16 protein-coding genes are annotated in these 22,497 nt (G+C 67.2%); 9 read left to right on the forward strand and 7 right to left on the reverse strand.

From position 1 onward, the window contains the following. The first annotated feature begins 84 nt into the window (after window positions 1-84). On the forward strand, window positions 85-1,008 hold the full coding sequence (locus LHP98_RS18450; protein WP_227254028.1) for a glycosyltransferase: 924 nt from the start codon (window positions 85-87) through the stop codon (window positions 1,006-1,008). 214 nt (window positions 1,009-1,222) lie between these two features. Continuing rightward, the gene (locus LHP98_RS18455; protein WP_227254029.1) at window positions 1,223-1,783 is read left to right on the forward strand and encodes a VPLPA-CTERM sorting domain-containing protein; all 561 of its coding nucleotides are present in this window, start codon (window positions 1,223-1,225) and stop codon (window positions 1,781-1,783) included. A gap of 7 nt (window positions 1,784-1,790) precedes the next feature. On the opposite strand, the gene LHP98_RS18460 is transcribed toward LHP98_RS18455, so the two are convergent. From LHP98_RS18460 to LHP98_RS18470, 3 genes are read right to left on the reverse strand one after another with little or no spacing between them, the layout of a single operon-like run. After that, the gene (locus tag LHP98_RS18460; protein WP_227254030.1) at window positions 1,791-2,621 is read right to left on the reverse strand and encodes a CpsD/CapB family tyrosine-protein kinase; all 831 of its coding nucleotides are present in this window, start codon (window positions 2,619-2,621) and stop codon (window positions 1,791-1,793) included. Between the two features lie 22 nt (window positions 2,622-2,643). Further along, window positions 2,644-4,203 carry a GumC family protein gene (locus tag LHP98_RS18465; protein WP_227254031.1) on the reverse strand — a complete coding sequence of 520 codons (1,560 nt, stop codon included), beginning with the start codon at window positions 4,201-4,203 and terminating at the stop codon, window positions 2,644-2,646. Then, a complete protein-coding gene (locus LHP98_RS18470; RefSeq protein WP_227254032.1) occupies window positions 4,200-5,063 on the reverse strand; it encodes an ExeA family protein in 864 nt (287 codons plus the stop codon). The genes LHP98_RS18465 and LHP98_RS18470 overlap by 4 nt, the downstream gene beginning before the upstream one ends. A 409-nt stretch (window positions 5,064-5,472) precedes the next feature. Here LHP98_RS18470 and LHP98_RS18475 point away from each other — a divergent pair, with 409 nt between their 5' ends. From LHP98_RS18475 to LHP98_RS18495, 5 genes are all read left to right on the forward strand, one after another. Next, window positions 5,473-7,932, forward strand: a complete 2,460-nt coding sequence (locus LHP98_RS18475; protein WP_227254033.1) for a tetratricopeptide repeat protein — start codon at window positions 5,473-5,475, stop codon at window positions 7,930-7,932. A 232-nt stretch (window positions 7,933-8,164) separates the two neighbouring features. Then, window positions 8,165-8,776, forward strand: coding sequence for a polysaccharide biosynthesis/export family protein (locus LHP98_RS18480; RefSeq protein WP_227254034.1), 612 nt, complete (start codon window positions 8,165-8,167; stop codon window positions 8,774-8,776). Between the two features lie 183 nt (window positions 8,777-8,959). Then, a complete protein-coding gene (locus LHP98_RS18485; RefSeq protein WP_227254035.1) occupies window positions 8,960-10,255 on the forward strand; it encodes a hypothetical protein in 1,296 nt (431 codons plus the stop codon). A 113-nt stretch (window positions 10,256-10,368) separates the two neighbouring features. Further along, entirely contained in the window at window positions 10,369-11,976 is a 1,608-nt protein-coding gene (gene xrtD, locus LHP98_RS18490; protein ID WP_227254036.1) for a VPLPA-CTERM-specific exosortase XrtD, read from the forward strand. Window positions 11,977-12,075: 99 nt separating this feature from the next. Further along, entirely contained in the window at window positions 12,076-12,753 is a 678-nt protein-coding gene (locus LHP98_RS18495) for a rhomboid family intramembrane serine protease (protein WP_227254037.1), read from the forward strand. A 4-nt stretch (window positions 12,754-12,757) separates the two neighbouring features. Here the strand turns inward: LHP98_RS18495 and LHP98_RS18500 are convergent, their stop codons facing one another. Genes LHP98_RS18500 through LHP98_RS18510 form a run of 3 tightly spaced genes read right to left on the reverse strand, consistent with a single transcriptional unit; the run spans window position 12,758 to window position 16,719 of the window. Beyond that, window positions 12,758-13,996 carry a glycosyltransferase family 4 protein gene (locus LHP98_RS18500; protein WP_227254038.1) on the reverse strand — a complete coding sequence of 413 codons (1,239 nt, stop codon included), beginning with the start codon at window positions 13,994-13,996 and terminating at the stop codon, window positions 12,758-12,760. Beyond that, window positions 13,993-15,261: a nucleotide sugar dehydrogenase gene (locus tag LHP98_RS18505; RefSeq protein WP_227254039.1), complete on the reverse strand. Its 1,269-nt coding sequence runs from the start codon at window positions 15,259-15,261 to the stop codon at window positions 13,993-13,995. Before LHP98_RS18505 ends, LHP98_RS18500 begins: the two co-directional genes overlap by 4 nt. Window positions 15,262-15,306: 45 nt before the next feature. Further along, window positions 15,307-16,719 carry a mannose-1-phosphate guanylyltransferase/mannose-6-phosphate isomerase gene (locus LHP98_RS18510; protein WP_227254040.1) on the reverse strand — a complete coding sequence of 471 codons (1,413 nt, stop codon included), beginning with the start codon at window positions 16,717-16,719 and terminating at the stop codon, window positions 15,307-15,309. A gap of 594 nt (window positions 16,720-17,313) precedes the next feature. Here LHP98_RS18510 and LHP98_RS18515 point away from each other — a divergent pair. Further along, on the forward strand, window positions 17,314-19,842 hold the full coding sequence (locus LHP98_RS18515) for an AMP-binding protein (RefSeq protein ID WP_227254041.1): 2,529 nt from the start codon (window positions 17,314-17,316) through the stop codon (window positions 19,840-19,842). 22 nt (window positions 19,843-19,864) lie between these two features. Beyond that, the gene (locus LHP98_RS18520; RefSeq protein WP_227254042.1) at window positions 19,865-20,977 is read left to right on the forward strand and encodes an NAD(P)/FAD-dependent oxidoreductase; all 1,113 of its coding nucleotides are present in this window, start codon (window positions 19,865-19,867) and stop codon (window positions 20,975-20,977) included. Between the two features lie 16 nt (window positions 20,978-20,993). On the opposite strand, the gene LHP98_RS18525 is transcribed toward LHP98_RS18520, so the two are convergent. Continuing rightward, complete coding sequence (locus LHP98_RS18525) at window positions 20,994-22,202, reverse strand: glycosyltransferase family 4 protein (protein WP_227254043.1); 1,209 nt, start codon at window positions 22,200-22,202, stop codon at window positions 20,994-20,996. Window positions 22,203-22,497: the final 295 nt, after the last annotated feature.

The raw sequence follows: 22,497 nt of genomic DNA on the forward strand, positions 1-22,497 counted from the left end.
TTTCGTTCCGGTGCGGTCTCCGCGCAAAATCCAGACGCAGCGGCGGCCGTCGGGCCGAAGCACCGCCGAACCGCAGGACCGACCATGCCGATGACTGATACCCCCGCCCTTTCGGTCATCATCCCGCACCTGAATGCGCCCGAGGTGCTGACCCGCTGTCTGGACGCGCTGGCCGCGCAGCGGGGCGACGGGGTGTCTTTCGAGGTGATCGTCGCCGACAATGGCTCGGCCGTTCCGCCGGAAGCGGTGGTTGCCGGCTTTCCCTTCGCGCGCCTGGTGGTGGAACCGACCCCCGGCCCCGGGCCGGCGCGCAACCACGGCGCGCGGATCGCCCGGGCGCCGATCCTGGCCTTCATCGACTGCGACTGCATCGCCGCGCCGGGCTGGATCGCCGCCATTGCCGGCCATTTCGCAGCCCATCCCGAGACCGGGGTGATCGGTGGCGACGTGCGGATCGAATGCGCCGACCCCGGCCGCCCGACCGCGATCGAGGCTTACGAAAGCATCTATGGCTACCGCTTCAAGCTGTACATCGAACGCGACCACTATGCCGGTGCGGGCAACATGGCGGTGCGGCGTGCCCTGTTCCAGCAAGTGGGCGATTTCGGCGGCATCGACATCGCCGAGGACATGGACTGGGGCCGCCGTGCCACGGCGATGGGGGTGCGGACGACCTATGTCCCGCGGATGCAGATTTCGACACCGGCCCGGGACAGCTTTGCCCAGCTCACCCGCAAATGGGACCGCCACATCGGCCACGACTTCGCGGCCGTGAAAAGCCTTCCCGACCGCCTTCGCTGGGCTTTGCGCGCGCTGTCGCTTGGCCTGTCGCCCATGGTCGAAACCGGCCGCATCCTGACGTCGGACCGGGTGTCGGGCCTGCGCGAACGCTGGCTTGCCTTTCGCTGCCTGACCCGCATCCGGCTTTACCGCTGCCGGCGGATGCTGGGGCTTGTGGCGGGGGGCGACGGCGCGGCGCTGGCCAAAGGCTGGCGGGGCAACGGGTAGGCCAGGGCCAACCGGGCCATAGCGGGGATTCCTGCCGATTGCCATATTGGACACTTCGCGATCAGGCCCCAGGTCGATATACTACTGATGTCGGTCCGATTTGCACCGACCCCAGCATGTGGTAGGTCGCAGGGAAATGCCAATGATTGGAATTCGTTCTTGCCTTGCGCTTCTGGGCGCGTTTCTTCTGCCCGTTGCTGCCTCGGCGGCAACCATGACCTTCGGGTCTGGCCAGTATTTCGACACCGATGGCGATGAATACGGACTTGACGACCTTTATGTCGAAGACGGCATCTCGGTCACCGGATTCATCTTCGGCGCCCTCATCGATTCCCGCGAGGCCGCGCACCTGGACAACCCCGCCGACGGGCATTTCACCAGCCGGCTGAACTTTACCTTTGGCGGCCGGTTCGACCTGAACGGGTTCGACATCCTGCCACTTGGCTTCGAATGCCTGCTGGACGACTGCCCGGGCTATGACAACGTGATCGTCTCCGGCTTCCGCAACGGCACGATGGTGGCGCAGACGATGTTCTCGATGGGCTTTGCGCCCGGCGGCTTTCCGGGTGGGCAGACCTTCACCAACCTCGACCGGCTGATGGTCTCGACCCACAATGGCCCCGAGGATTACTGGTACGGCAACACCCATTTCGAGATCGACAACGTCGTTCTGACTCCGGCTTCGGCAGCGGTGCCGCTGCCGGCCTCGCTGCCGTTGCTGGGCCTTGGGATCGTCGCGCTGGGACTGGCTGCGCGACGCCGGCGCGGCGCCTGACAGGCGGTCAGTAACCGTAACCGTAGCCGTAGGACGGCTCGGTATAGCGGCACTTGTTCAGCACGACGCCCAGCACGTTGGTCTGTTCGGACAACTCGCGTTCGCAGCGGTCGATCTCGGCGATCGAGGTGCTTTCGGCCGCCGCGACCAGCAGCACGCAATCGACCTTGCTGACGAAGGCCAGCATGTCGTCGGCGGCCAGCATCGGCGGCGTGTCGAACAGCATCAGCGTCAGACCGAGGTCGGCCTCCATCGCGGCCAGGACGTCCGGCACCGCCGGGCTGTGCAGCAATTCGGACGTGTTGGCCACCACGGCATGGTTCACACCAAGGGCCAGATTCGTGCCAAACCGCAACAGTTGCCGGGAAAGCGGGTCCTTGCCCTCGAACACGCGCGAGATCTGCTGGGGACCGCTGCCGATTCCCAGCGCCTGGGCCAGGGCAGGACGGCGCATGTCCATCTCGATCAGGGCCAGCCGCATTTCGGGCTGGCGCGCGATGCCGAAGGCGAGGTTGGCCGAGACCGTGGTCTTGCCGCAGGCCTTGCCGGGCGAGGTGATCGCCAGCCGCCGCCAGCCGTTCGCGCGCATCTGCTGCAGCACCTTGGTGCGCATCATGTCGAAGGGCGCGGCGTCCGGTCCGCCAGCATAGGTCAGGATTCGGCTGCGCTTCATCACCGCCGGGTCGGGGGTGTATTCCTCCAGCGCCTGCCAGGCCTGCTGAACGCGGTCCGGGGTTGCCTGCGGGGCAGCAGGGGCAGGACCGCGCGGGGCGGGGTCGGGCAGGGTCCCGACGCGGCGCTGGCGGGCCTTCTCGATTGCCGACTGAATGCGTTCCATTCTGTTCCTATACCCTGAAAACCTAGAAAAGCGCCGAGAGTCCGGTCTTCTGCATCAGCCGGTCAAGCAGCATGTCCAACGGCATGACATAGACGTGCACCACGAAGATCGCCGCCGAAAGGCCGAAGGCAAGCAGCGCAACGACGCCGATCCAGGCACCGCGGCGCAGCGCGGTCTCATGTTCGCTGCGCACATAGGGCAGCGTGGCGATGGGGGTGATCCCCAGTTGTGCCTCGATTTCCGACGGGCGACGGATGGCGCGGTTCATCACTTCAAGCAGCAGCACGAGCCCCAGGCCCAGAGCGATCGCCGCCGCGACGCTGCTCGCGACGATCGTCTTGCGGGGCGGGCTGAAGGGTTCCGAGGCCAGCACCGGCTGTTCGACGATGCTGATGCGCTGGCCCTTGGACAGCGACTCGATCCGCTCGCCGGTCTGGGCCTGGGCCAGACGATCGACGGCAGAGGTATATTGCCCGCGGGTGATCTCGTTCTCGCGCTGCATTTCGGCCAGGCGGGTGGCATTGCCCGGCGTCGCCTCGATCGACAGGCGCAGGTCTTCAAGCTCGCGCTCGACCTGACTGCGCTGGTCGGCATTGTAGGCCAGTTCGCCGTCGATCTGGGCAAGCTGGACGTCGTATTCCGATAGCGTGCCTGCACCGGTATCGACGCCCGCGCCGGATTCCGCCGCCACCGCCTTTTCCAGCGCTGCCACCCGGGCTTCAAGCACCTTTACCTGCGGGTTCTGGGGTGAATAGACCAGCAGCGCGCTTTCCAGTGCCGCCCGGGCCTCGGCCAGATCCTTCTGCGCGGGGGTCATGGTCTCGGGCGCGGTTTCCACCCGTCCGGTCTGCTCGTACAGGGTGACAAGCCGCGTCCGCCGTTCGGTCAGCGCGCCCTGTTCGCGCTGCAACTGAAGCAGGCGTTCCTGCAAGGTGGCCTGCCGGGTGCGGCGGTATTCCAGACTGTCGGGCAGGCTGTTCTGGTTTGCTTGCGTGAAGGCCAGGATCTCGGCCTCTTGCCGGTCAAGGTCGGCGCCAAGCCGGGCAACCTCTTGCTCGAAGAATTCCAGCGTCTGGGTCGCACGGCCGGTGCGCGTCTCGACATTGGCCTGCAACAGCCGCGTCACCAGATCGTTGGTCACATCCAAGGCCTGTTGTGCCGTGCCGGCGTCAAACGCGATGTTCAGCGTCGTGACCGCCCCCTGCGCCCGCCGCCCGCCGCCGCTGGACCGCACGTCGAAGGTGGTACGGGCGCGCATGTCGTCGACGATGGCCGAAGCGTCCAGCCCCGGCCTGTCGCTGTAAAGCGCGAAGCGGTTCGCGATCTCGAGCAGGTTCGCCCGCGTCATCAGCTGCTGTTCCAGGATCTGCAACTCTTCCTCGGCCGCGGTGGCCACGGTCGAGGCCGCAAGGTTGCCGGGGATCTGCTCGCTTTCGACAACCAGAAGCGCCTCGGAGCGGTATTTCGCAGGCAGCAGCACGGCCAGGCTCAGCCCGACCGCCAGCACGGCGGCGACCGTCAGCAGGAAATAGGGCAAACGTCGAAACAGGATCGACAGTTGGAATTTGGGATCGAAACTCATTGATCGGCTTTCCTTGCCGCCATGGTGGCGCCGGCGAAAAACACCCCGTCGTCCAGGATCTGGCGGACGGTGGCTTCGGTAATTCTCTTGCGACCATCGGTGAAGGTATAGACCATGGCCAGGTCGCACAGCTGGTTCACCAGCCGCGGCACCCCGGTCGTGACCTCATGGATCAGCGCGCAGGCCCGGTCGTCGAACAGCATCATCTGTGCGCCCGCGACGTGCAGGCGATGCGCAATATAGGCCTTCACCGTGGCGGCCTCCATCGCCGGAATGTGGAAGCTGGCCGAGACGCGCTGCGCGAACTGGGTCAGGTCGGGACGGCGGATGGTATCAAGCAGCTCCGGCTGGCCGACCAGGATCAGCTGCAGAAGCTCGTCCTTGTTGGTGTTGATGTTGGTGAACATCCGCAGTTCCTCAAGCGATTCGCGGCTGAGGTTCTGCGCCTCGTCGAAGACCAGGATCACCCGGCGACCGGCGGCATATTCGGCGATCAGGTAGTCCTGGAACTGGTGGAACATGTCCACATAGGACGCCCCCGGCGCAATCTTCTGCGACAGCGCCTGAAGCACCCAACGGATCAACTCGCCGCGGTCGCCGCTGTGGGCGTTGGCGATCATGCCGACGGCGACGTCCTTGCCCAGCGAGCGCAGGAGTTGCAGCAGCAGCGTGGTCTTGCCGGCCCCGACCTCGCCGGTGATCAGGGTGATCGGCGACCGCGTCAGCAGGCCGTATTCCAGCATCGAATAGGCGCGGCGGTGCTGCTTGGACCAGAACAGGAAGTCGGGATCGGGCACCAGCGAAAAGGGCCGCTCCTTCAGACCGAAATGCTCAGTGTATATGTCCAGAAAACTGGTCAACCCAACGTCCTGCCCGCCACGACCGTCCTCGCGCCGCCTGCCGCCGGTTCCCCGCACGTCGCGGGCCACCTGACGCCCGGCCGACATATCGCATTTTCCGTCTGGCATCACCCAACTTTCGCAGCGCCCGATCACCGGGAAAACACCGATACTGCACCGCAGCGTTTCCCGCCACTGGCGCCGACGATATTGTGACCGATCCCACCCCGTTCTTCCGCGCGACAATCTTGTGCGCATCTCGAGACAAAACCATGGCCGGCACATGGCGTTTTCGCGCCTTCCGCGAAACCGGCCCCCGGTTTCGCCGCCTCTCACGCCACCCAGCCCCCCGCGCCCTGAGCAGTGGCGTTGCAATTCGCCCGCCGTCACGGTGTAATGCCGCCGCATAAAAGGCTTTGAGGTTCCGTTCATGCTTTCCTTCCGGCGAGGCGCGATTCCCGTCCTGCTGCTGACCGTTGCATTGGCTCTGGCGGGCTGCGAAAGCTCTGAAGAGCGGGCTGAGCGCCACTTCCAGTCGGGGATGGAATTGCTGGAAGCGGGCGACGTCGACCGGGCACTGGTCGAATTCCGCAACGTGTTCCGCCTGAACGGCCAGCACCGCGAGGCCCGGCTGACCTATGCGCGCATCCAGCGCGAGCGCGGCGAGATCGGCGAAGCCTACAGCCAGTATCTGCGGCTGGTCGAGCAATATCCCGACGATCTTGAGGGCCGCAGGGCGCTGGGCGAGATCGCGGTGCTGCGCGGCGACTGGCAAGAGGCCGAGCGCCACGCGCGTGCCGCGCGCGAGTTCGCACCCGAGGACAACATGGTGATCGCGCTGAACGCCGCGGTGGACTATCGCAAGGCCTTTCTCGCCAGCGACAGCGCCGCGACAGAGGCGGCCGTGGCCGCGGCCCGGGCCGTTCTGGAGCGCGACCCGAAGAACCCGATCGCCCGGCGGCTGTCGATCGAGGCCCATGCCAAGGCCGGCGAAATCGCCGATGCCCTGGCCGAGATCGACATCGCCCTGGCGACCGAGCCCGATGACCGAACGCTGCACCGGATGAAGCTGAGCCTTCTGGTGAATGAGGGCGACCTGGCCGGGACCGGCGCCCATCTGCAACGGATGGTCGCGCTTTTCCCCGAGGACGAAGAGGTGCAGGCCCTGCTCATCGCCTGGTTCATGGACAGCGGCGATCTGAAGGGGGCCGAGGCCTTTCTGCGCGGCCTGACCACCACCGGCACGCCGGAACGGATGGAACAGGCCAAGGTCGCGGTGGCGCAGTTCCTGATGGCCACGCAGGGCAGCGAGGCCGCCGAGGCCGAGCTTGACCGTCTGATCGCGGCCGAGGGTGCCAACCCGGCGGCGGTCGCGCTGTTTCGCAGTCTGCGCGCCTCGATCCGCTTCGAGGCCGGCCGGCACGACGAGGCCATCGCCGAGATCGAGGCGATCCTGGCCGACGCCGAGCCCTCGGACCGGACCCGCGACATCAAGGTGACGCTGGCGCGGATGCTGGAGGCGACCGGCAACCCCGTTGGCGCCCGGGCCCGCGCCGAGGAGGTGCTGGCCGAGGATCCGACCCATGTCGGCGCGCTGCAGATGCAGGCGGCATGGCTGATCGGCGCCGACCGGCCCGCAGAAGCCATCGTCGCGCTGCGCAGCGCGCTGGACCAGGACCCGCGCAATCCCGAGACGCTGACCCTGATGGCCCAGGCACACCTGCGCGACGGCAGCCGGGAACTGGCGGGCGAACGGCTTGCGCTGGCGGTCGAAGTCTCGGGGATGCGCGCGGCCGAATCGCTGCGCTATGCGGCCTTCCTGATCGAGGACGACCGCATTCCCACCGCCGAATCGGTGCTGGTCAACGCCTTGCGCGTTGCCCCCGGCAACGTCGAGGTGCTTGGCGCGCTGGGCGAGGTCTATCTGCGCCAGTCGGACTTTCCGCGCGCAGAAGGGGTAATTCGCGAGCTGGAAGAGCTTGCCACGCCCACCGCGCAGGGCGTTGCCAACCGGCTTCGGGTGGCGCTGCTGATCCGCCAGGACAAGACCGAGGAAAGCATCGCCCTGGTGGAATCGCTGATCGAACAGGGCCAGGCCGGACTGGGGGCCTCGGCCGTGGTGGTGCGCGAACACCTGGAAGCCGGCGACGTGGCGCAGGCGAAGACCTATCTCGACACGCTTCTGGCCGAACACCCCGACGACGTGAGTCTCAAGCTCCTCCGGGCGGGCGTGCTTGCGACCAGCGGAGAGACGGCCGAGGCCGAGAAGATCTATCGCGATCTGATCGAAGCCGATCCGGCCGCGGTTGCACCGGTGCGGGGGCTGTATGCGCTGTTGCGCGGGACCGAACGGGCAACGGATGCCTCGGCCCTGCTGCAATCGGCGCTGGAACCCACCGGACGCGATGCCGATCTGGTCTATCTGCGGGCGGTCGAGCTGGAAGCCCAAGGCGACATCGAAGGGGCGATCGCGCTTTACGACGAGCTTTATGCGAAGAACACAGGCAACCTGATCGTGGCCAACAACCTTGCCAGCCTGATCACCACCCACCGCAGCGACGCCGAAAGCCTGGAGCGCGCCTTTGCCATCGCACGACGGCTGCGCGGCTCTGACGTGCCGGCGTTTCAGGACACCTACGGCTGGATCGAATACCGCCGCGGCAACTTCGACGAGGCGCTGGCGAACCTGGAACCCGCGGCCGCGGGCCTGCCCGACGATCCTTTCGTGCAGATGCACCTGGGGTTGGCCTATGCCGCGCTGAACCGCACCGAAGACGCCCGCGCCACCCTGATCCGGGCGCTGGAGATGGCCGACAAGGCCGGCAAGGCCGACGCGGCCCCCTTTGCCGAAGCCCGTGCCGCGCTGCAGAAGCTGCCCGCCGGGAACTGAGTCTGCCGGACCTGAAGACGCCTTGCATCACGCAAGAGCCGGGCCCGCCGGACCCCTTCGCCACGGCGACCAGCCGGCAAAAGGTGGCTTTGCGGTGACTCTGCAAACCGAATTCGGGGTGGGGTCAAGCCTCGGGCAGGTTTGGACTTTCGCCTCGTGCCGGAAAACCGTAGAGTTCGCCGCGGGGGAGACAGCCCTTTCGCAGTAACGGGCCAGAACGGATGTGGCACAGATGAGACAACTGATTTTCATGGTGATTGGTCTTGTTCTCGGCGCGGTTCCGGCGTTCGCGCAGGACGGCTACCGGATCAAGCCCGGCGATGTGCTGAGCGTCGAGGTGCTGGAAGATTCCAACCTCAACCGCAGCGTGCTGGTGCTGCCGGACGGGCGCATCTCGCTGCCGATGGCCGGCACCGTGGTCGCGGGCGGGCGCACGATCGAACAGGTGCAGGCCGAGATCACCCAGAAACTGGGGCCGAACTTTGCGTCGGCGCCGAATGTCTATGTCGGGATCAACACCCTGGCCGCGCCCCCTGCGGCGGTGGCCAGAGGCCCGGCGGTCGCGCCGACGATCGATGTCTATGTCATGGGCGAGGCCGCCAAGCCCGGCAAATACGCCGTGACGCCGGGCACGACGCTGCTGCAGTTCCTGGCCGAGACGGGCGGCTTTTCGAAGTTCGCCGCGACCAAGCGGATTCAGCTGCGCCGGGTCGATGCGGCCGGCGGCGAGCGGGTCTACACGATCGACTACCGGGCGCTGGAAAGCGGCGGGGCGTCGGGCGGAAGCACCATCATGGCTGACGGCGACGTGATCATCGTGCCGCAGCGCCGGCTCTTCGAATAAGAACGGCCCGGACCGCGCCCCCCGGGGCGCGGAAATCGGGCAGACAGCCAAGCGGGCAAACGGGCAGACGGGGCGGAAAAGGACATGGCGGCGATACGACCGATACTGCGAACCCTCGCGTCGGGGACATCCGCGTTTTGTCTTTTCGCGCTTGCGGTCGCCGCACAGGACGATGCCGGCGGAATGCTGATCCGCCTCGGCGTGGAACAGCGGTTCGAATATGGCGACAACCTGGGGCTCGATATCCCCGAGGAAGGCACCACCGCGCTGGCCTCGACCGCGCTCAGCTTTGCGCTGATCAGCGAAACGCGAACCCAGTCCTTCATCCTTGAAAGCGGCGCCGATCTGCGGTTCGAGGATGGGCCGGCGGGTTCGGATATCGGGATCATGGACCCTCGGGTCAACCTGCGCTACCGGCGCGACGCGGCGAATTCAAGCCTGTCGCTGTCGGGCTACTATCGCGAATCCGAGGTGGACTACCTGCGCCCGCTGGAGGACTTCGTGAACGAGGATGGCGTGATCGAACTGCCCGAGGATCTGGCGGATCTGAACGGCAGCGGCACCCGCATCGGCTTTGGCGCCAGTGCCGGGCTTGAACTGGGCACCTCGGCCCCGCTGGGGCTGCAACTGCGGGCGGGCTTCAGCGGCCTTGACTACCGCGACGTGACCGACCTTGATCTGGTGCCGATCCGCCGCTCCAACGCCGGAGCGACGGTCAGGTTGCGCTTCTCGCCGGTCTCGGAAGGCCGGATCGCGCTGGATCGAAAACTCTATGACGCCGAGGACCCCGAACAGACCTATCGTGAGACGACGTCCGTCTCGGCTGGCTATTCGCACGAATTGTCGTCGCGTGCCGTGCTGGATTTGTCGCTGGGCTACAGCGTGATCGACAGTGAGGAATTCGGTGTCACCACCCGCGAAGAGGGCGCCGATGCCGGGCTGTCGCTGGACTATGCGATGCCCAATGGCAGTGCTTCGGCCGAATTCACCGCCAGCACCACACAGGACGGCACACGGCTTGAGCTGACCTTCGGCCGCAGCCTTGATCTGCCGACGGGTGCACTGAGCGCGCGCCTTGGCCTGACCCAGCCCGAAGGCGGCGACGTCGAGTTGATCGGCGGGCTGTCCTGGCGTCGCGACCTGCCCACCGGCAGGCTGACCGCAAGTGTCGAACGCGCGGTAAAGGCGACCAATCAGGACGAACAGCGGCTGACCACCTTCGTCTCGCTTGGCTATGACCACGACATCAACGCGGTCTCGGGCATCGGGCTGGACATGAGCTATGCCCTGATCGAGGAAAGCGGCGTCCCCGGATCGGACGACCGGGCAAGCCTGACGGCCCGCTACTCCCGCGATCTGACGCCCGACTGGGCAATGAACCTCGGGCTCGCCTATCAGATGCGCGAGGAAACCGGCGAGCGGTCGGATTCGCTGTCGGTGTTCCTGACCCTGGGCCGCAGCTTCGACTTCCGGCCCTGAGCGGCGATCACGCCTGCGTCAGTCGCATCCCTGCGGATCAAAAGCCGTGTCGATTTCGCGGTCGATGCCGTGTAGTCTGGCAGGTGACCTTTGATCTGACGGATTGAGCCCGCATGTCGTTTTCGGACCGCAACGCCTCTTCCACCCGCCTGGCCGCGCGGGTGGCGCTGAATCCTGTCGGGCTTGGCTGGTTCGTGCTTCTGGTGGTGTCTGCGATCCCGGTGTTCTGGATCGGCATGGTGTCGCTGGGCCAGGCCTGGACCACGGCCGAATACAGCCACGGCCCGCTGATCCCGCTGATCTCGCTGTATCTGTTCCTGCGCGAATTGCGCCGCACGCCGCCGGCCCCGCCCGGCACCCCGGCCGACCGCCGGCCCGGCGTCGCCCTGATCCTGGCCGGGCTGGTGCTGGGCATTCTGGGCAACCTGGTCCGCATTCCCGACATCGTTGCCTATGCCATCATTGTCTGGGTCGGGGGCGTGATGCTGACCGGCTTTGGCTGGGCACAGGGCAGGCGGCATTTCCTGCCGGTGATCCACCTGGTGTTCATGCTGCCCTTGCCAAACTTCGTCTACTGGAAGCTGTCGATCTTCCTGCAGGGCATCTCGTCCGAACTGGGCGTTTGGTTCGTGCAGCTTGCGGGCGTGCCGGTGTTCCTGGAAGGCAACGTGATCGACCTGGGCGTCTACAAGCTGCAGGTGGCCGAGGCCTGTTCGGGCCTGCGCTATCTGTTCCCGATCCTGTCCTTTTCCTACCTCTTCGCGATCCTCTACCGCGGGCCGATGTGGCACAAGGCGGTGCTCTTGCTGATGGCCGCGCCACTGACGGTGTTCATGAACTCGTTCCGGATCGGGGTGATCGGGATCATGGTCAACAGCTACGGAATCGAGCAGGCCGAGGGCTTCCTGCACTTCTTCGAAGGCTGGGTGATCTTCCTGGGCTGCGTCGCGATCCTGTTCGGCATGGCCGTGCTGCTGCAGCGGATGACCCGCGACCCCAAGCCCCTGTCCGAGACGATCGACCTTGATTTCCAGGACTTCGGCGCGCAGGGGATGCGAATTCTTGGCATCGGCGCGTCACGCGGAGTGGCGGTTGCGGCACTGATGACAGTGGTGGTCGCGGCTGCCTTCGTCTTTGCCCCCGCGCCTGACCGGGTGGTGCCGACCCGCGACCCGTTCGTGTTGTTCCCGCGCGATCTGGACGGCTGGTCGGGCCTGCCCGAGACGCTGGATGCCGCGGTGGCCAGGACGCTGGGTGCGGATGACTACATCAACGCAACCTACCTTGCGGCGGGCGAGATGACCGGGGTGCACTTCTTCTCGGCCTACTATGAAAACCAGACCGACGGCTCGGGCATCCACTCGCCCGAGGTCTGCCTGCCGGCGGGCGGCTGGGAAATCTTCTCGATCGGCCCACATGAGGTGGACATGACCGGCACGCCCTATGGCCGGTTCAGCGTCAACCGCGCGGTGATCCAGAAGGGTCTGTCCAAGCAGTTGGTCTATTACTGGTTCGAACAGCGCGGCAAGCGGATCACCGGCGACTACCGGGCCAAGATCAGCGTGGTCGTGGACAGCCTGACCCTGGGCCGCACCGATGGCGCGCTGGTGCGTTTCGTCACGCCCATCTCCTCGAACGAAACCGAAGCGGAGGCCGAAGAGCGGCTGATGCGGCTGCTGGTCCCGGTGCTGCAACGCCTGCCGCGGTTCGTGCCGAACTAAGGCCGTGGCGCCGGCGAGCCCTGACCCGACGCGCGGTTTCGCCTGCGAAGCCGCGGCCCCCCTTGCGCCGCGCCCGGGCCAGGGGGATTGTCGGGCAGGATGACCAAGGCCCCTCAGACTGCTCGCCGCCGTATCCAGCCCCGCGGGTGGCTGGCGCTGATCGTGCTGATCGTCGTCACCTGCCTGCCGGAACTGGCCGTGACAGGCGCCGACCTGGAGCTGTGGGGATCACCCCGCTGGCGGTCGCTCAGCTATCAGTATGGCGCCTTCTGGGTGGGGCTGCTGCAGGGCTGGTTGCCGAACTATCCCGGGCAGGCGGTGGCGATGTTCGCCACCCACGCATTCCTGCACGGCGGGCTGCTGCATCTTGGCCCCAACATGGCGGTGCTCTGGGTGCTGGGGCGGGTGCTGGTGCGGCGGATGGGGCCGAGGCGGTTCCTTGCGCTTTACGGCATCTCGGTGGTGGGGGGCGGGGCGGGCTTCGGCCTGCTTGGTTCCAGCGTGCAGCCGATGGTGGGCGCATCGGGGGCGCTGTTCGGGCTTCTGGGGGCGCTGAAATACGCCGACTGGCGGCGGCGGCGCGCAAGGGGCGCTTCGCTGCTGCCGCTGCTGCGCGACATCGCCGGGCTGGCGGGGCTGAACCTGGCAATGTGGTGGGCGCTGAGCGGCCTGCTGGCCTGGGAGACGCACCTTGGCGGCTTTGTCGCGGGCTGGGCTTTCGCCGCCGCCCTGGCCGGGCTTGCCGCCGCCCGGCGACCGCGACGGCCGCCCGCCTGAGCGGCTACTTCGCCGCCACCCGCTGATAGGCCGCGATCAGCGTATCGACCTGATGGTCCCAGCTGAGTTCGGTTTCCACCCGATGGCGCCCGAGCGCCCCCATCTCGGCCGAGCGCCTGGGGTCGTCCAGCAGCAGGGCGATCTTGTCGGCCATGTCGGCGGTGTCGTTCGGCCGGGCGTAAAGCGAGGCCTCGCCGGCGGAATGCCGACCCTCGGTCACTTCGAACTGCACGATGGGCTTGGAAAACGCCATGTATTCCAGGATCTTGTTCATCGTGGACTTGTCGTTCATCGGGTTCACCCGATCCGGGTTCACGCAGACATCGGCCGAGGACAGGACCGAGAACAGCTGCGCATCCGGTGCCCGCCCCAGGAAAGAGACATGCTCGGCCAACCCCATCTCTGCGGCCTGCGCCTTCAGGCCCGGCAGGGCGGGGCCGTCGCCCACCAGCACGAACTGCACGTCGCGGCCGCGCTCCTTCACCAGGATGCGGGCCGCGTCAAGCAGAAGGTCGATGCCTTCCTGTTCACCCATCACGCCGACATAGCCCACCATGTGCCGCCGCCCCTTGCGCCAGGCCGGATCTGGCTTGCTGACCACCAGCCGGTTCAGGTCCGGCCCCGAGCGGACGACGAACACGTCCTCGGGCCGCATCCCCCCCCGGGTCAGCGCGATCTCGCGGTAGCTCTGGTTGGTCGAGATCACCACGTCGGCCGACCGGAAGGTCAGCCTCTCGAACATGCCCAGCAGCTTCCAGAACGCCCCGCGGCGGCCGAACTTGGCCTCGTAAAGCTCTGGGTTGATGTCGTGGTGGTCGAAGATGAACCGCTTGCCGAACAGCTTGAACGGCAGCGCGACCAGAAAGATCAGGTCGGGCGGGTTGCAGGCCTGCAGGGTGTCGAAGCCGCGCAGGCGGGCGACCTTCAGCGCCAGCCGCATCTCGTGGAACAGCGCGGCGCCGTATTCGACCAGATAGCCCAGGGCGCCGCTGGCATCCGTCGGCAGCGGATGGCGGTGGATGTGTACCCCGTCCAGGCATTCATAGGCCGCCTCATAGCCCTTGCCGGTGGGGCAGATCACCGAAACCTCGGCCCCCGCGGCGGTCAGCGTGCGGCATTCGTGCCAGACCCGGCGGTCAAACGGCAGCGGCAGGTTTTCCACGATGATCAGCACGCGCCGGCCGGCCAGCGGCTTTGCGGCCCGGATCGCGTCCAGCCGCGGCATCGGGGCGGCCGTGGTCACGGCAGCACCCCGAGATGACGGATATCGGTGCCTTCGGGCAGGGTCAGCGCCTTGATCGTGGCGTTGCAGGCGATCACCCGGTCATAGGCGGTGGCTTCGGCATGGGCGCGGCTGACCAGAAGCCGCTCAAGCACCGGAAGCTGGCTGTAGGCATAGCCGAGGTTCGCCCCCACCAGCTTGTCGGCATCCACGCCGGGATCGAAGATTTCCAGCGCATAGCCCGCCGCCAGCAGCTTGCGCGCCAGATCGACGTTGGGGCTTTCGCGCAGATCGTCAGTGCCGGCCTTGAAGGCCAGCCCCGCCAGCAGGATGCGCGCGCCGGGGGCCAGCCCTTCGGCCGCGTATTCGTAGAGGCGGTGCTTGTGGGTCTCATTGGTGCGCAGCAGGCTGTCGATCAGGTGCAGGTTCGCGCCCGCATCGGCGCCGATGTGCTGCAGCGCCCGCACGTCCTTGGGCAGGCACGAGCCGCCGAAGGCGCCGCCGGGCCGCATGTAGTAGGGCGAGATGTTCAGCTTGGTGTCCGAGACGAAGATCTCATGCACCTGCCGGGCCGAGATGCCCAGCGCCAGGCAGACCCGGCCGATCTCGTTGGCGAAGGCGACCTTGACCGCGTGCCAGCTGTTGTCGACGAACTTGGTGATCTCGGCCTCGCGGTAGCCGACGCTGAAGGTCGGGGCGGTGATCCCCGCATTCAGGCGGTCCATCACCGGGTTGGGCCGGCCGTCGCGGGTGCCGATGACGATCTTCGGCGGCGCGAAGAAATCGGCGACGGCGCTGGATTCGCGCAGGAATTCGGGGTTGTAGACCACCTCGACCAGGCGCTCGGTGTCCTCGCCCAGGCTGGCGCGAAGGATCGGCAGCACCAGATCCTCAATGGTGCCGGGCCGGATGGTAGAGCGGTAGGCCACCACCAGCGGCGCCGCCCGCCCCGGCCGCAAGGCCGCCGCGATCTGCCGCGTCACATCGGCGATGAAGCCCATGTTGTGCGAACCGTCGGCGGCGGAAGGCGTGCCGACGCAGACGATGGCCAGGTCGCAGTCGTCAAGATGCGCGCCGATGGCGGTATCGGCCTGGATGCGGCCCGCGGCCAGCCCGTCGCGCAGCATCTCTTCGACCTGCGGTTCCAGGATCGGGGCGCGGCCGGACATGATCTCGGCCACCTTGCGGGCGCTGACGTCGATGCCGACGACGTGATGGCCGCCGCTGGCAATGCAGCAGGCCGAGGTGAACCCGACGTAACCAAGCCCAAGAATGGCAACCTTCATAGACACTCTTCCTTCACGCGCCGCGGATCAGACGGTCCGCGACGTTCAGCCCCGGTTGTAGACGTCTTCGTATCGCTGGATGTCATCTTCGCCCAGATAGATGCCGGTCTGCACCTCGATCAGGTACATCGGCACCTTGCCGGGGTTCTCCATCCGGTGGATCGCGCCCAGGGGGATATAGACCGACTGGTTCTCGGTCAGCAGTTTCACCTCTTCGCCGACGCGGACGCGGGCGGTGCCGGCCACCACGATCCAGTGTTCCGACCGGTGCACATGGCTTTGCAGCGACAGCACGCCGCCGGGCTTGACCATGATCCGCTTGACCTGGAAGCGGTCGCCCAGGCACAGCGTCTCATACCAGCCCCAGGGCCGGTGAAAGCGCGGATAGTTGTCGGCCTGGGGCACGCCTGCGGCCTTCAGTTCCGCCACCACCTGCTTGACCTGCTGGGCTTGCGACAGGTCGGCCACCAGCACCGCATCGCGCATCGCGATGGCGGCGATGTTCTTCAGCCCCAGCCCCACCAGGCGGATGTTGTCATCCTCGCAGCGCAGAAGCGTGTTCTCGCAGCCGATGGCGGTCACATTGCCGGTTCCGACAACCCCGTGGTCATCGGCCGGCAAGACGGCGCGCAGCGATTCCCAGCTGCCAAGGTCGGACCAGCCGGCATCGACCGGCACCGCGACGATGCCGGCGGCCTTTTCCATCACCGCATAGTCGATCGAGATCGGCCGGGCCTCGCCGTATTCCCGCGCATCAAGGCGGAAGAAGCCAAGGTCGCGCTGGCCGGCCGCGCGGGCGGCGCGGCAGGGCGCAATCAGTTCGGGGGCATGGGCCTGGAAGGCGGCAAGAATGTCTTGCACCCGGAACAGGAAGACCCCGGCGTTCCACAACACGTTGCCCGAGGCGATCATCTGCGCCGCGCGGGCGGCATCGGGCTTTTCGGAAAAACCTGCCAGCGGCACCGGCTGGCCAGCCTTGGCGGGGCCGGCCAGTTCCAGATAGCCGTAGCCGGATTCGGGCCGGTCAGGGACGATTCCGAAGGTCACCAGCGCGCCACCTCGGGCCGCCTCGGCCCCTGCCCGGATCGCCGCAAGAAAGGCCTTCGGGTTGCGGATCACATGGTCCGAAGGAGAGACCAGCATCAGCGCCTCGGGCGTGTCTTCCAGCATCAGCGCGGCGCTGAGGATGGCGGGCGCCGTATCGCGCGCCACCGGTTCCAGCACGATCTCGGCGTCGATCAACCCGATCGCCTCGGCCTGGTCGCGGGCAAGAAAGCGGAACTCTTCGTTGGTCAGGATCAGCGGCGCGGTGAAATCGGGGCCGGTCAGCCGCCGCAGGGTGGCCTGGAACAGGCTTTCCGGGCCGATCAGGTCGACGAACTGCTTGGGGAAGGCCTGGCGCGAACTGGGCCAGAGCCGGGTGCCCGAACCGCCGCACAGAATGACCGGATGTATCATGGCTGATCCCTTCATGTCCAAGTCCCGGCGGGCGCCCGGGGCCGCTGCAATCCTGGCTGAAACGTCATCGAAAAATGTCTTTCCCCGTCCCACGGCCTTGCCGCATCCGCCCAGAGGGCAAGGATCGCGCGCAAAGGCGCGAGGGTCGCGGCCGCTGCAGCCTACACCCGGCCGGATGTGAGGCATATCGCATTTGCATCAACAGTTTATTTATCGACCCCCGGCGGCGCTTTCCGGCATCATACACGTCCGGCCACAAGGCGCCGGAACATCAGAGGTGCCACGGCAAGGTCCCGCCCCGCAAGGGCCTTTGCGGGGCGGGGCGGCCCGCCAGCCCGCGCCGCCAGGCGCAAGGTCAGGGCGACAGGGCCGCCGGCATCTTTGGCCGTGACAGGGGCGCGGGCGCTTGCTACGTCACTTCGGACATTGAGAGCACGGACCTCTGGCCCCTTTTGCGCATTTCGCTGGATTTGAACGATTGTCGCCGCTGACGTTCCGACGCATGTTCGACCGAAGGCCGCCGCCGGGCAGACCCTTGGCCTGCGACCCGCCCGCGGTTTGCGGGGTCCGGTTGATGGGCAGGTGACGGGGCGCATGTTCAAGGATCTTTCTCGCCACGGTGACCGCATCGCCCTGGTCTGCGACGATGGCCGGCGGCTGACCTATGCCGCGCTGGCGGGTCTGGCCGACGGCTTTTGCGACCAGGTGCGCGCCGCCCTGCCGGCCGGGGTGGACCGGCCGCTGGTCCTGATCGAGACGCTGAACCGCCCCGAAGCGGTTGCGGCCTACCTGGGCGCCTTGCGGGCGGGCTGGCCCGTGGTGCTGACAGCCGAGGGCGCCGCCGCCCAGGACGACCGCATCGAGCGCGCCTTCCGGCCGAACTACCTGTATCGCCCCGGGCCGTCGGGATGGGAAGGCCGGGTGCTGGCCACCGACCAGGCCGCGATGCACCCCGACCTGCGGGTGCTGCTGTCCACATCCGGCACCACCGGCGCCCCCAAGCTGGTTCGCCTGTCGGACGGCAACCTGCGGGCCAATGCGGCCTCGATCGTCGAATACCTGGGCATCGGCCCGGACGACCGGGCGATCACCGCCCTGCCGTTCCACTATTCCTATGGCATGGCCGTTCTGAACAGCCATCTGTCGGCCGGTGCCTGTCTGCTGCTGACCGACGATTCGGTGGTGGAAGACCGCTTCTGGGCCTTCTTTGCGGCCGAGGCGGCGACGTCGCTGGCGCTGGTGCCGTTCCAGATCGACCTGCTGGAAAAGACCGGCCGGCTGGAACAGGACCATCCCAGCCTCAACACGGTGACCCAGGCCGGCGGCCGGCTGGCCGAGACGGCCGTGCTGCGGATGGACGCGCTGTCGCGGCGGCAGGGCTGGACCTTCTTCGTCATGTATGGCCAGACCGAAGCCGCCCCGCGGATGGCCTACATGCCGCCCGAGGCCCTGGCCACGCATCCCGACTGCATGGGCGTGCCGATCCCGGGCGGGCGGTTCACCCTGCTGGATGACCTTGGCAACCCGGTCACCGAACCGGGCCGGCCGGGGGAACTGGTCTATGAAGGCCCGAACGTGATGCTGGGCTATGCCGAAGCCCGCGCCGACCTGGCCGCGCCGGCCGGGCCATCCCGGCTGGCCACCGGCGACATGGCCGAACGCACCGCCGACGGCTTTTTCCGCATCGTCGGCCGGCTGAAGCGGTTTGTGAAACTGTTCGGGCTGCGGATCAGCCTGGACGAGGTCGAGGCGCATCTGCGCGACAAGGGCCTGGATGTCTATTGCACCGGCAGCGACGACCGTCTGGTGCTGTGCCTGGCCGGGCAAACCCCGCCCGAGGCCGCCCGGGACGAGGTGATGCGCGCCTATGCCCTGCCGGCGCATGTCATCGCCACGCTGCCCTTGGCCGAGGTGCCTCTGCTGCCCAGCGGCAAGGTGGACTATCGCCGGCTGCGCGATCTGGCCGAAACCGTCCCGCCACCCGAACGGCAAGAGCCCGCGGACCTGGTCGAGGTGCTGAAGACGGCCCTGCGCAGCGACAGGCTGGACCGGGACCGGACGTTTGCCGAACAGGGCGGCGACAGCCTGTCCTACCTGGAGGTGCAGCTGTGTCTGGAACGGCGGCTGGGCACCGCCCCGCCGGGATGGGAGAACCTGCCCCTTGGCGCGCTGCTGGGTCTTGCGCCGCAGGCCGCCGGGGGGCGCAGCCTTGTCCGCAGCGATCTGCTGTTGCGTCTGACCGCGCTGACCGGCGTCATCGTGCTGCACGCCACCGACCTCAAGGTGGGCGGCGGGGTCTTCCTGCTGGTGCTGCTGGTCGGCTATTCGCTGGCCCGGTTCCAAAGCGCCAACCTGTTCACGGGTCGGGTCGTGCCGTTCCTGCGGACGATGCTGCAACCGATCCTGATCGGCTATTTCGCCGTGCTGATCCTGGTCCAGCTGGCCTGGCGGCCCGTGGACCCGGCCTGGTTCCTGCTGGCGGGCAACTTCATCGATTCGGCCGGCACCGGCCTGCAGCCCTACTGGTTCGTCTGCCTTTACGCGCAGGTCATGATCCTGATCGCGCTGGCGTTTGCGATCACTCCGCTGCGCCGGCAGGTGGCCAGCGTGCCCTTCGTGGCCGGAGCGGTTGCACAGGCCGCACTCATGGCGCTTTGGCTGGCGCTGCCAGGCTCTCAGACATGGGGCCTGCTTGCCATCCGCCACCCGGTGCCGGCGCTGCTGGTGATCGCGACCGGCTGGACGATGTTCTTCGCCGGAAATGCGCGCCGCAAGCTGGCGGTCTCGGCGCTGCTGGCGCTGCAGGTCGCCCTGGTCTGGGCTTTGTCGCCCTCGGTCGTGGTGTTCCTGCTGGGCGGCGGGCTGCTGGTGGTCTGGACCAAGGGGCTGCACCTGCCCGCCTGGTTGGCGCGTGCGGTGTTCCGGGTGGGGCGCGCGACGCTGTTCATCTATCTTGCGCATGTGCTGGTGATTGTCGTCGCGGCCCATCTGGGCCTGCCGCAGATGCTGTTCCTTCCGGTGGTGCTTGCGGGCAGCGTCGTCACCGGACTGATCGCGACCTGGGCCTTCGACCGGATCGGCCAGATCGGCAACCGCAGGATGGCCGCGGGGCCGGTGCCATGACCCTTGTGACAGGGGCGATCTGATGGACCGCATCGACTGCGTCGTCGTCGGCGCGGGGGTCGTCGGGCTGGCGATTGCGCAGCGGCTGGCGAAGCTTGGCCTTGACACGCTGATCCTGGAACGCGCGCCCGCCTTCGGCACCGAAACCAGTGCGCGCAATTCCGAGGTCATCCACGCCGGCATCTACTATCCTCCCGGCAGCCTGAAGGCGCAGCTTTGCCGGCGCGGGCGCGACCTGCTGTATGCCCACCTGACCGAACACGCCGTGCCGCACCGCCGCTGCGGCAAGCTGATCGTCGCCACCGCGCCGGACCAGACTGCCGTGCTGAACGAGATCCGGTCCCGCGCCCTGCAATGCGGGGTGACCGACCTGCGCCTGCTGGACGCCGCAGAGGCGCAGCGAATGGAGCCCGCACTTGCCTGCACCGCGGCGCTGCTTTCGCCGGTCACCGGCATCGTCGACAGCCAGGGCTTCATGCGGTCGCTTCTGGGCCAGGCCGAAGCGTCGGGGGCGATGCTCAGCCTCAACACCGCGCTGGTGGCCGCGCGCGTCAGCGGCGCGGGTTTCGTGCTGGAAACCGAAGACACCGTCACCGGTGCGCGGTTCACCCTGGCGGCACGGCACCTGGTCAATTCCGCCGGTCTCTGGGCCTCGGACCTTGCGGGGCGGATCGACGGGCTGGCACCGGACCGGGTTCCGGCCACGCGCTTTGCCCGCGGCACCTATTTCAGTCTGCCGGGACGGTCGGCCTTCTCGCATCTGGTATATCCGGTCCCGGAACCGGGCGGCCTGGGCGTGCATCTGACCCTGGACCTGGCCGGGGCCATGCGCTTCGGCCCCGATGTGGACTGGATCGACAGCATCGACTACCGGGTGAACAACGACCGGCAGGGGCATTTCGAGACCGAAGTCCGCAAGTACTGGCCGGCGCTGCCGCCGGGCGCGCTTGAGGCCACCTATTGCGGCATCCGGCCCAAGCTCTCGGGCCCCGGCGAAGCGGCGGCCGACTTCCGCATCGACGGCCCGGACAGGCATGGCGTGCCGGGGCTGGTCAACCTGTTCGGGATCGAAAGCCCGGGGCTGACCGCATCCCTGGCCATTGCCGAGGTGGTGGCGAATCAGATCGTGCGGTGACGCCGGGCCCGGCCGATCAGCAACCGGGCCGGTCTGGCGTCTTCAGCGCGGTCAGAAAATCCTCTGCCGCGCGATCCCAGGTGAAATCGGACGCCGCCCGGGCACGACTTGCCGCCGACATCCTTTCCCACAGGGACGGGTCGTCGTTCAGCTTCAGCATCGCTTCGGCAAGCGCCGTGGCGCTGCCCTTTTCGACCACGAATCCGCACACGCCATTCGTCACCGCTTCTGGCAGACCCCCGCCGGCCGAGACGATCGGCACCGTGCCAAGCGCCATCGCCTCAATCGGGGGCAGGCCGAACCCCTCGTCGCAGATCGAGGGAAAGACGAACACCCGGGCTCCGGCAATCTCGGAAAGAAGGTTTGCCCAGGGCATGAAGCCGCGGAAGACCACGCGCGCGCGGGCGTGCGGCGCGATCCGGTCCCTGAGATGCGCCCCGTAGTCGCTTTTGAACAGCGGTTCGACCGAGGCCAGGAACGGGTCGTCCTTTTGCGGATAGACATCCGAGAAGGTGCGCGATCCGATCGGCCCGACAATCTGAAGACTGACGTCCGGGCGCTGCGCGCTGACCATGTTGAAGGCGTCGACAAGAACGTGGACCCCCTTTTCCGGCGAAACCGCGCCGGCATAGATGAAGGTCGTGTCGCGGTGCCGGGTCGTGGGCAAGTCGCTCTGTGCAATGGCCCCCAGATCGCAGCCATTGCGAATGACATGGGCTTTGCGGCCAAGCAGCCGGCCGGTGTGCTCGGCCACGAACCCGCTGACCCCACTGATCGCATCCGCCATGCCAAGCTTCCGGAGGTAGCTGCGCGACAACGCCTGCGGGGATAGTGCGGCATGCAGGTGCAGCACCAGCGGGGTATCCGGCAGTGCCTTGCGAATTGCCGCAATTGGCGTGGCGGAATGCTGCACCAGCACGGCATCCACCGGATCGCGCGCCAGATCGCGGGCGACCATGGCCGCATAGCGCCCCCCGATCAGGGGCGAACTCCAGGCCGGGATGCCAAGACCGCCGTTGAGATACTTGTGAAAGCGGCGAGTCCTGGTGAAGAACCGGGCGGCGCGCAGGTCAAACTCGGTCTTCTCGAACAACCTGTACTGGACTCCGTCCGCTTCGGTGATCTCCTGCGCCGCGTTGCTGTCCGACACTCCGTAGACCCGGACCGAGCAGCGCGCCGCCAAGGCCTTGGCCAGAAAGCGTGAGCAGATGCCAACAGAGTTCATCCGGGGTGGTCTCACCCGGTCGCCGTATTGGCTTACGATGGCGATACGCAAAGTATGTCTGTTCCTTCTCGAACTCTGTCAAAATGTGCTGCTTTAAAACTGCTGCAGATCTCAATTCCTTCTCGGTTCCCGGCCGCACGGGCGAATCGAGAGCGGCGTGTGCCAAGAACCTGCCAATCCATCCTGCGTCCGCGACCGATCCGGCGAAGACTATCTGAGAGAGGGTCTTGTTTCCAGCCTTCTGGAGGCTGGCGGCGACGCTGCGTTCGATCCGGCGGCACCGGCAAATCCGGCT

It is taken from the genome of Rhodobacter sp. Har01 (genome assembly GCF_020564565.1).
GTDB lineage: Bacteria > Pseudomonadota > Alphaproteobacteria > Rhodobacterales > Rhodobacteraceae > Pseudogemmobacter.

Bases quoted from the DNA above. Each gene is read 5' to 3' on its own strand.
- LHP98_RS18450 (WP_227254028.1), top strand. From the start codon at position 85: ATGCCGATGACTGATACCCCCGCCCTTTCGGTCATCATCCCGCACCTG.
- LHP98_RS18455 (WP_227254029.1), top strand. From the start codon at position 1,223: ATGACCTTCGGGTCTGGCCAGTATTTCGACACCGATGGCGATGAATAC.
- LHP98_RS18460 (WP_227254030.1), bottom strand. From the start codon at position 2,621: ATGGAACGCATTCAGTCGGCAATCGAGAAGGCCCGCCAGCGCCGCGTC.
- LHP98_RS18465 (WP_227254031.1), bottom strand. From the start codon at position 4,203: ATGAGTTTCGATCCCAAATTCCAACTGTCGATCCTGTTTCGACGTTTG.
- LHP98_RS18475 (WP_227254033.1), top strand. From the start codon at position 5,473: ATGCTTTCCTTCCGGCGAGGCGCGATTCCCGTCCTGCTGCTGACCGTT.
- LHP98_RS18480 (WP_227254034.1), top strand. From the start codon at position 8,165: ATGAGACAACTGATTTTCATGGTGATTGGTCTTGTTCTCGGCGCGGTT.
- LHP98_RS18485 (WP_227254035.1), top strand. From the start codon at position 8,960: ATGCTGATCCGCCTCGGCGTGGAACAGCGGTTCGAATATGGCGACAAC.
- xrtD (WP_227254036.1), top strand. From the start codon at position 10,369: ATGTCGTTTTCGGACCGCAACGCCTCTTCCACCCGCCTGGCCGCGCGG.
- LHP98_RS18495 (WP_227254037.1), top strand. From the start codon at position 12,076: ATGACCAAGGCCCCTCAGACTGCTCGCCGCCGTATCCAGCCCCGCGGG.
- LHP98_RS18505 (WP_227254039.1), bottom strand. From the start codon at position 15,261: ATGAAGGTTGCCATTCTTGGGCTTGGTTACGTCGGGTTCACCTCGGCC.
- LHP98_RS18510 (WP_227254040.1), bottom strand. From the start codon at position 16,719: ATGATACATCCGGTCATTCTGTGCGGCGGTTCGGGCACCCGGCTCTGG.
- LHP98_RS18515 (WP_227254041.1), top strand. From the start codon at position 17,314: ATGTTCAAGGATCTTTCTCGCCACGGTGACCGCATCGCCCTGGTCTGC.
- LHP98_RS18520 (WP_227254042.1), top strand. From the start codon at position 19,865: ATGGACCGCATCGACTGCGTCGTCGTCGGCGCGGGGGTCGTCGGGCTG.
- LHP98_RS18525 (WP_227254043.1), bottom strand. From the start codon at position 22,202: ATGAACTCTGTTGGCATCTGCTCACGCTTTCTGGCCAAGGCCTTGGCG.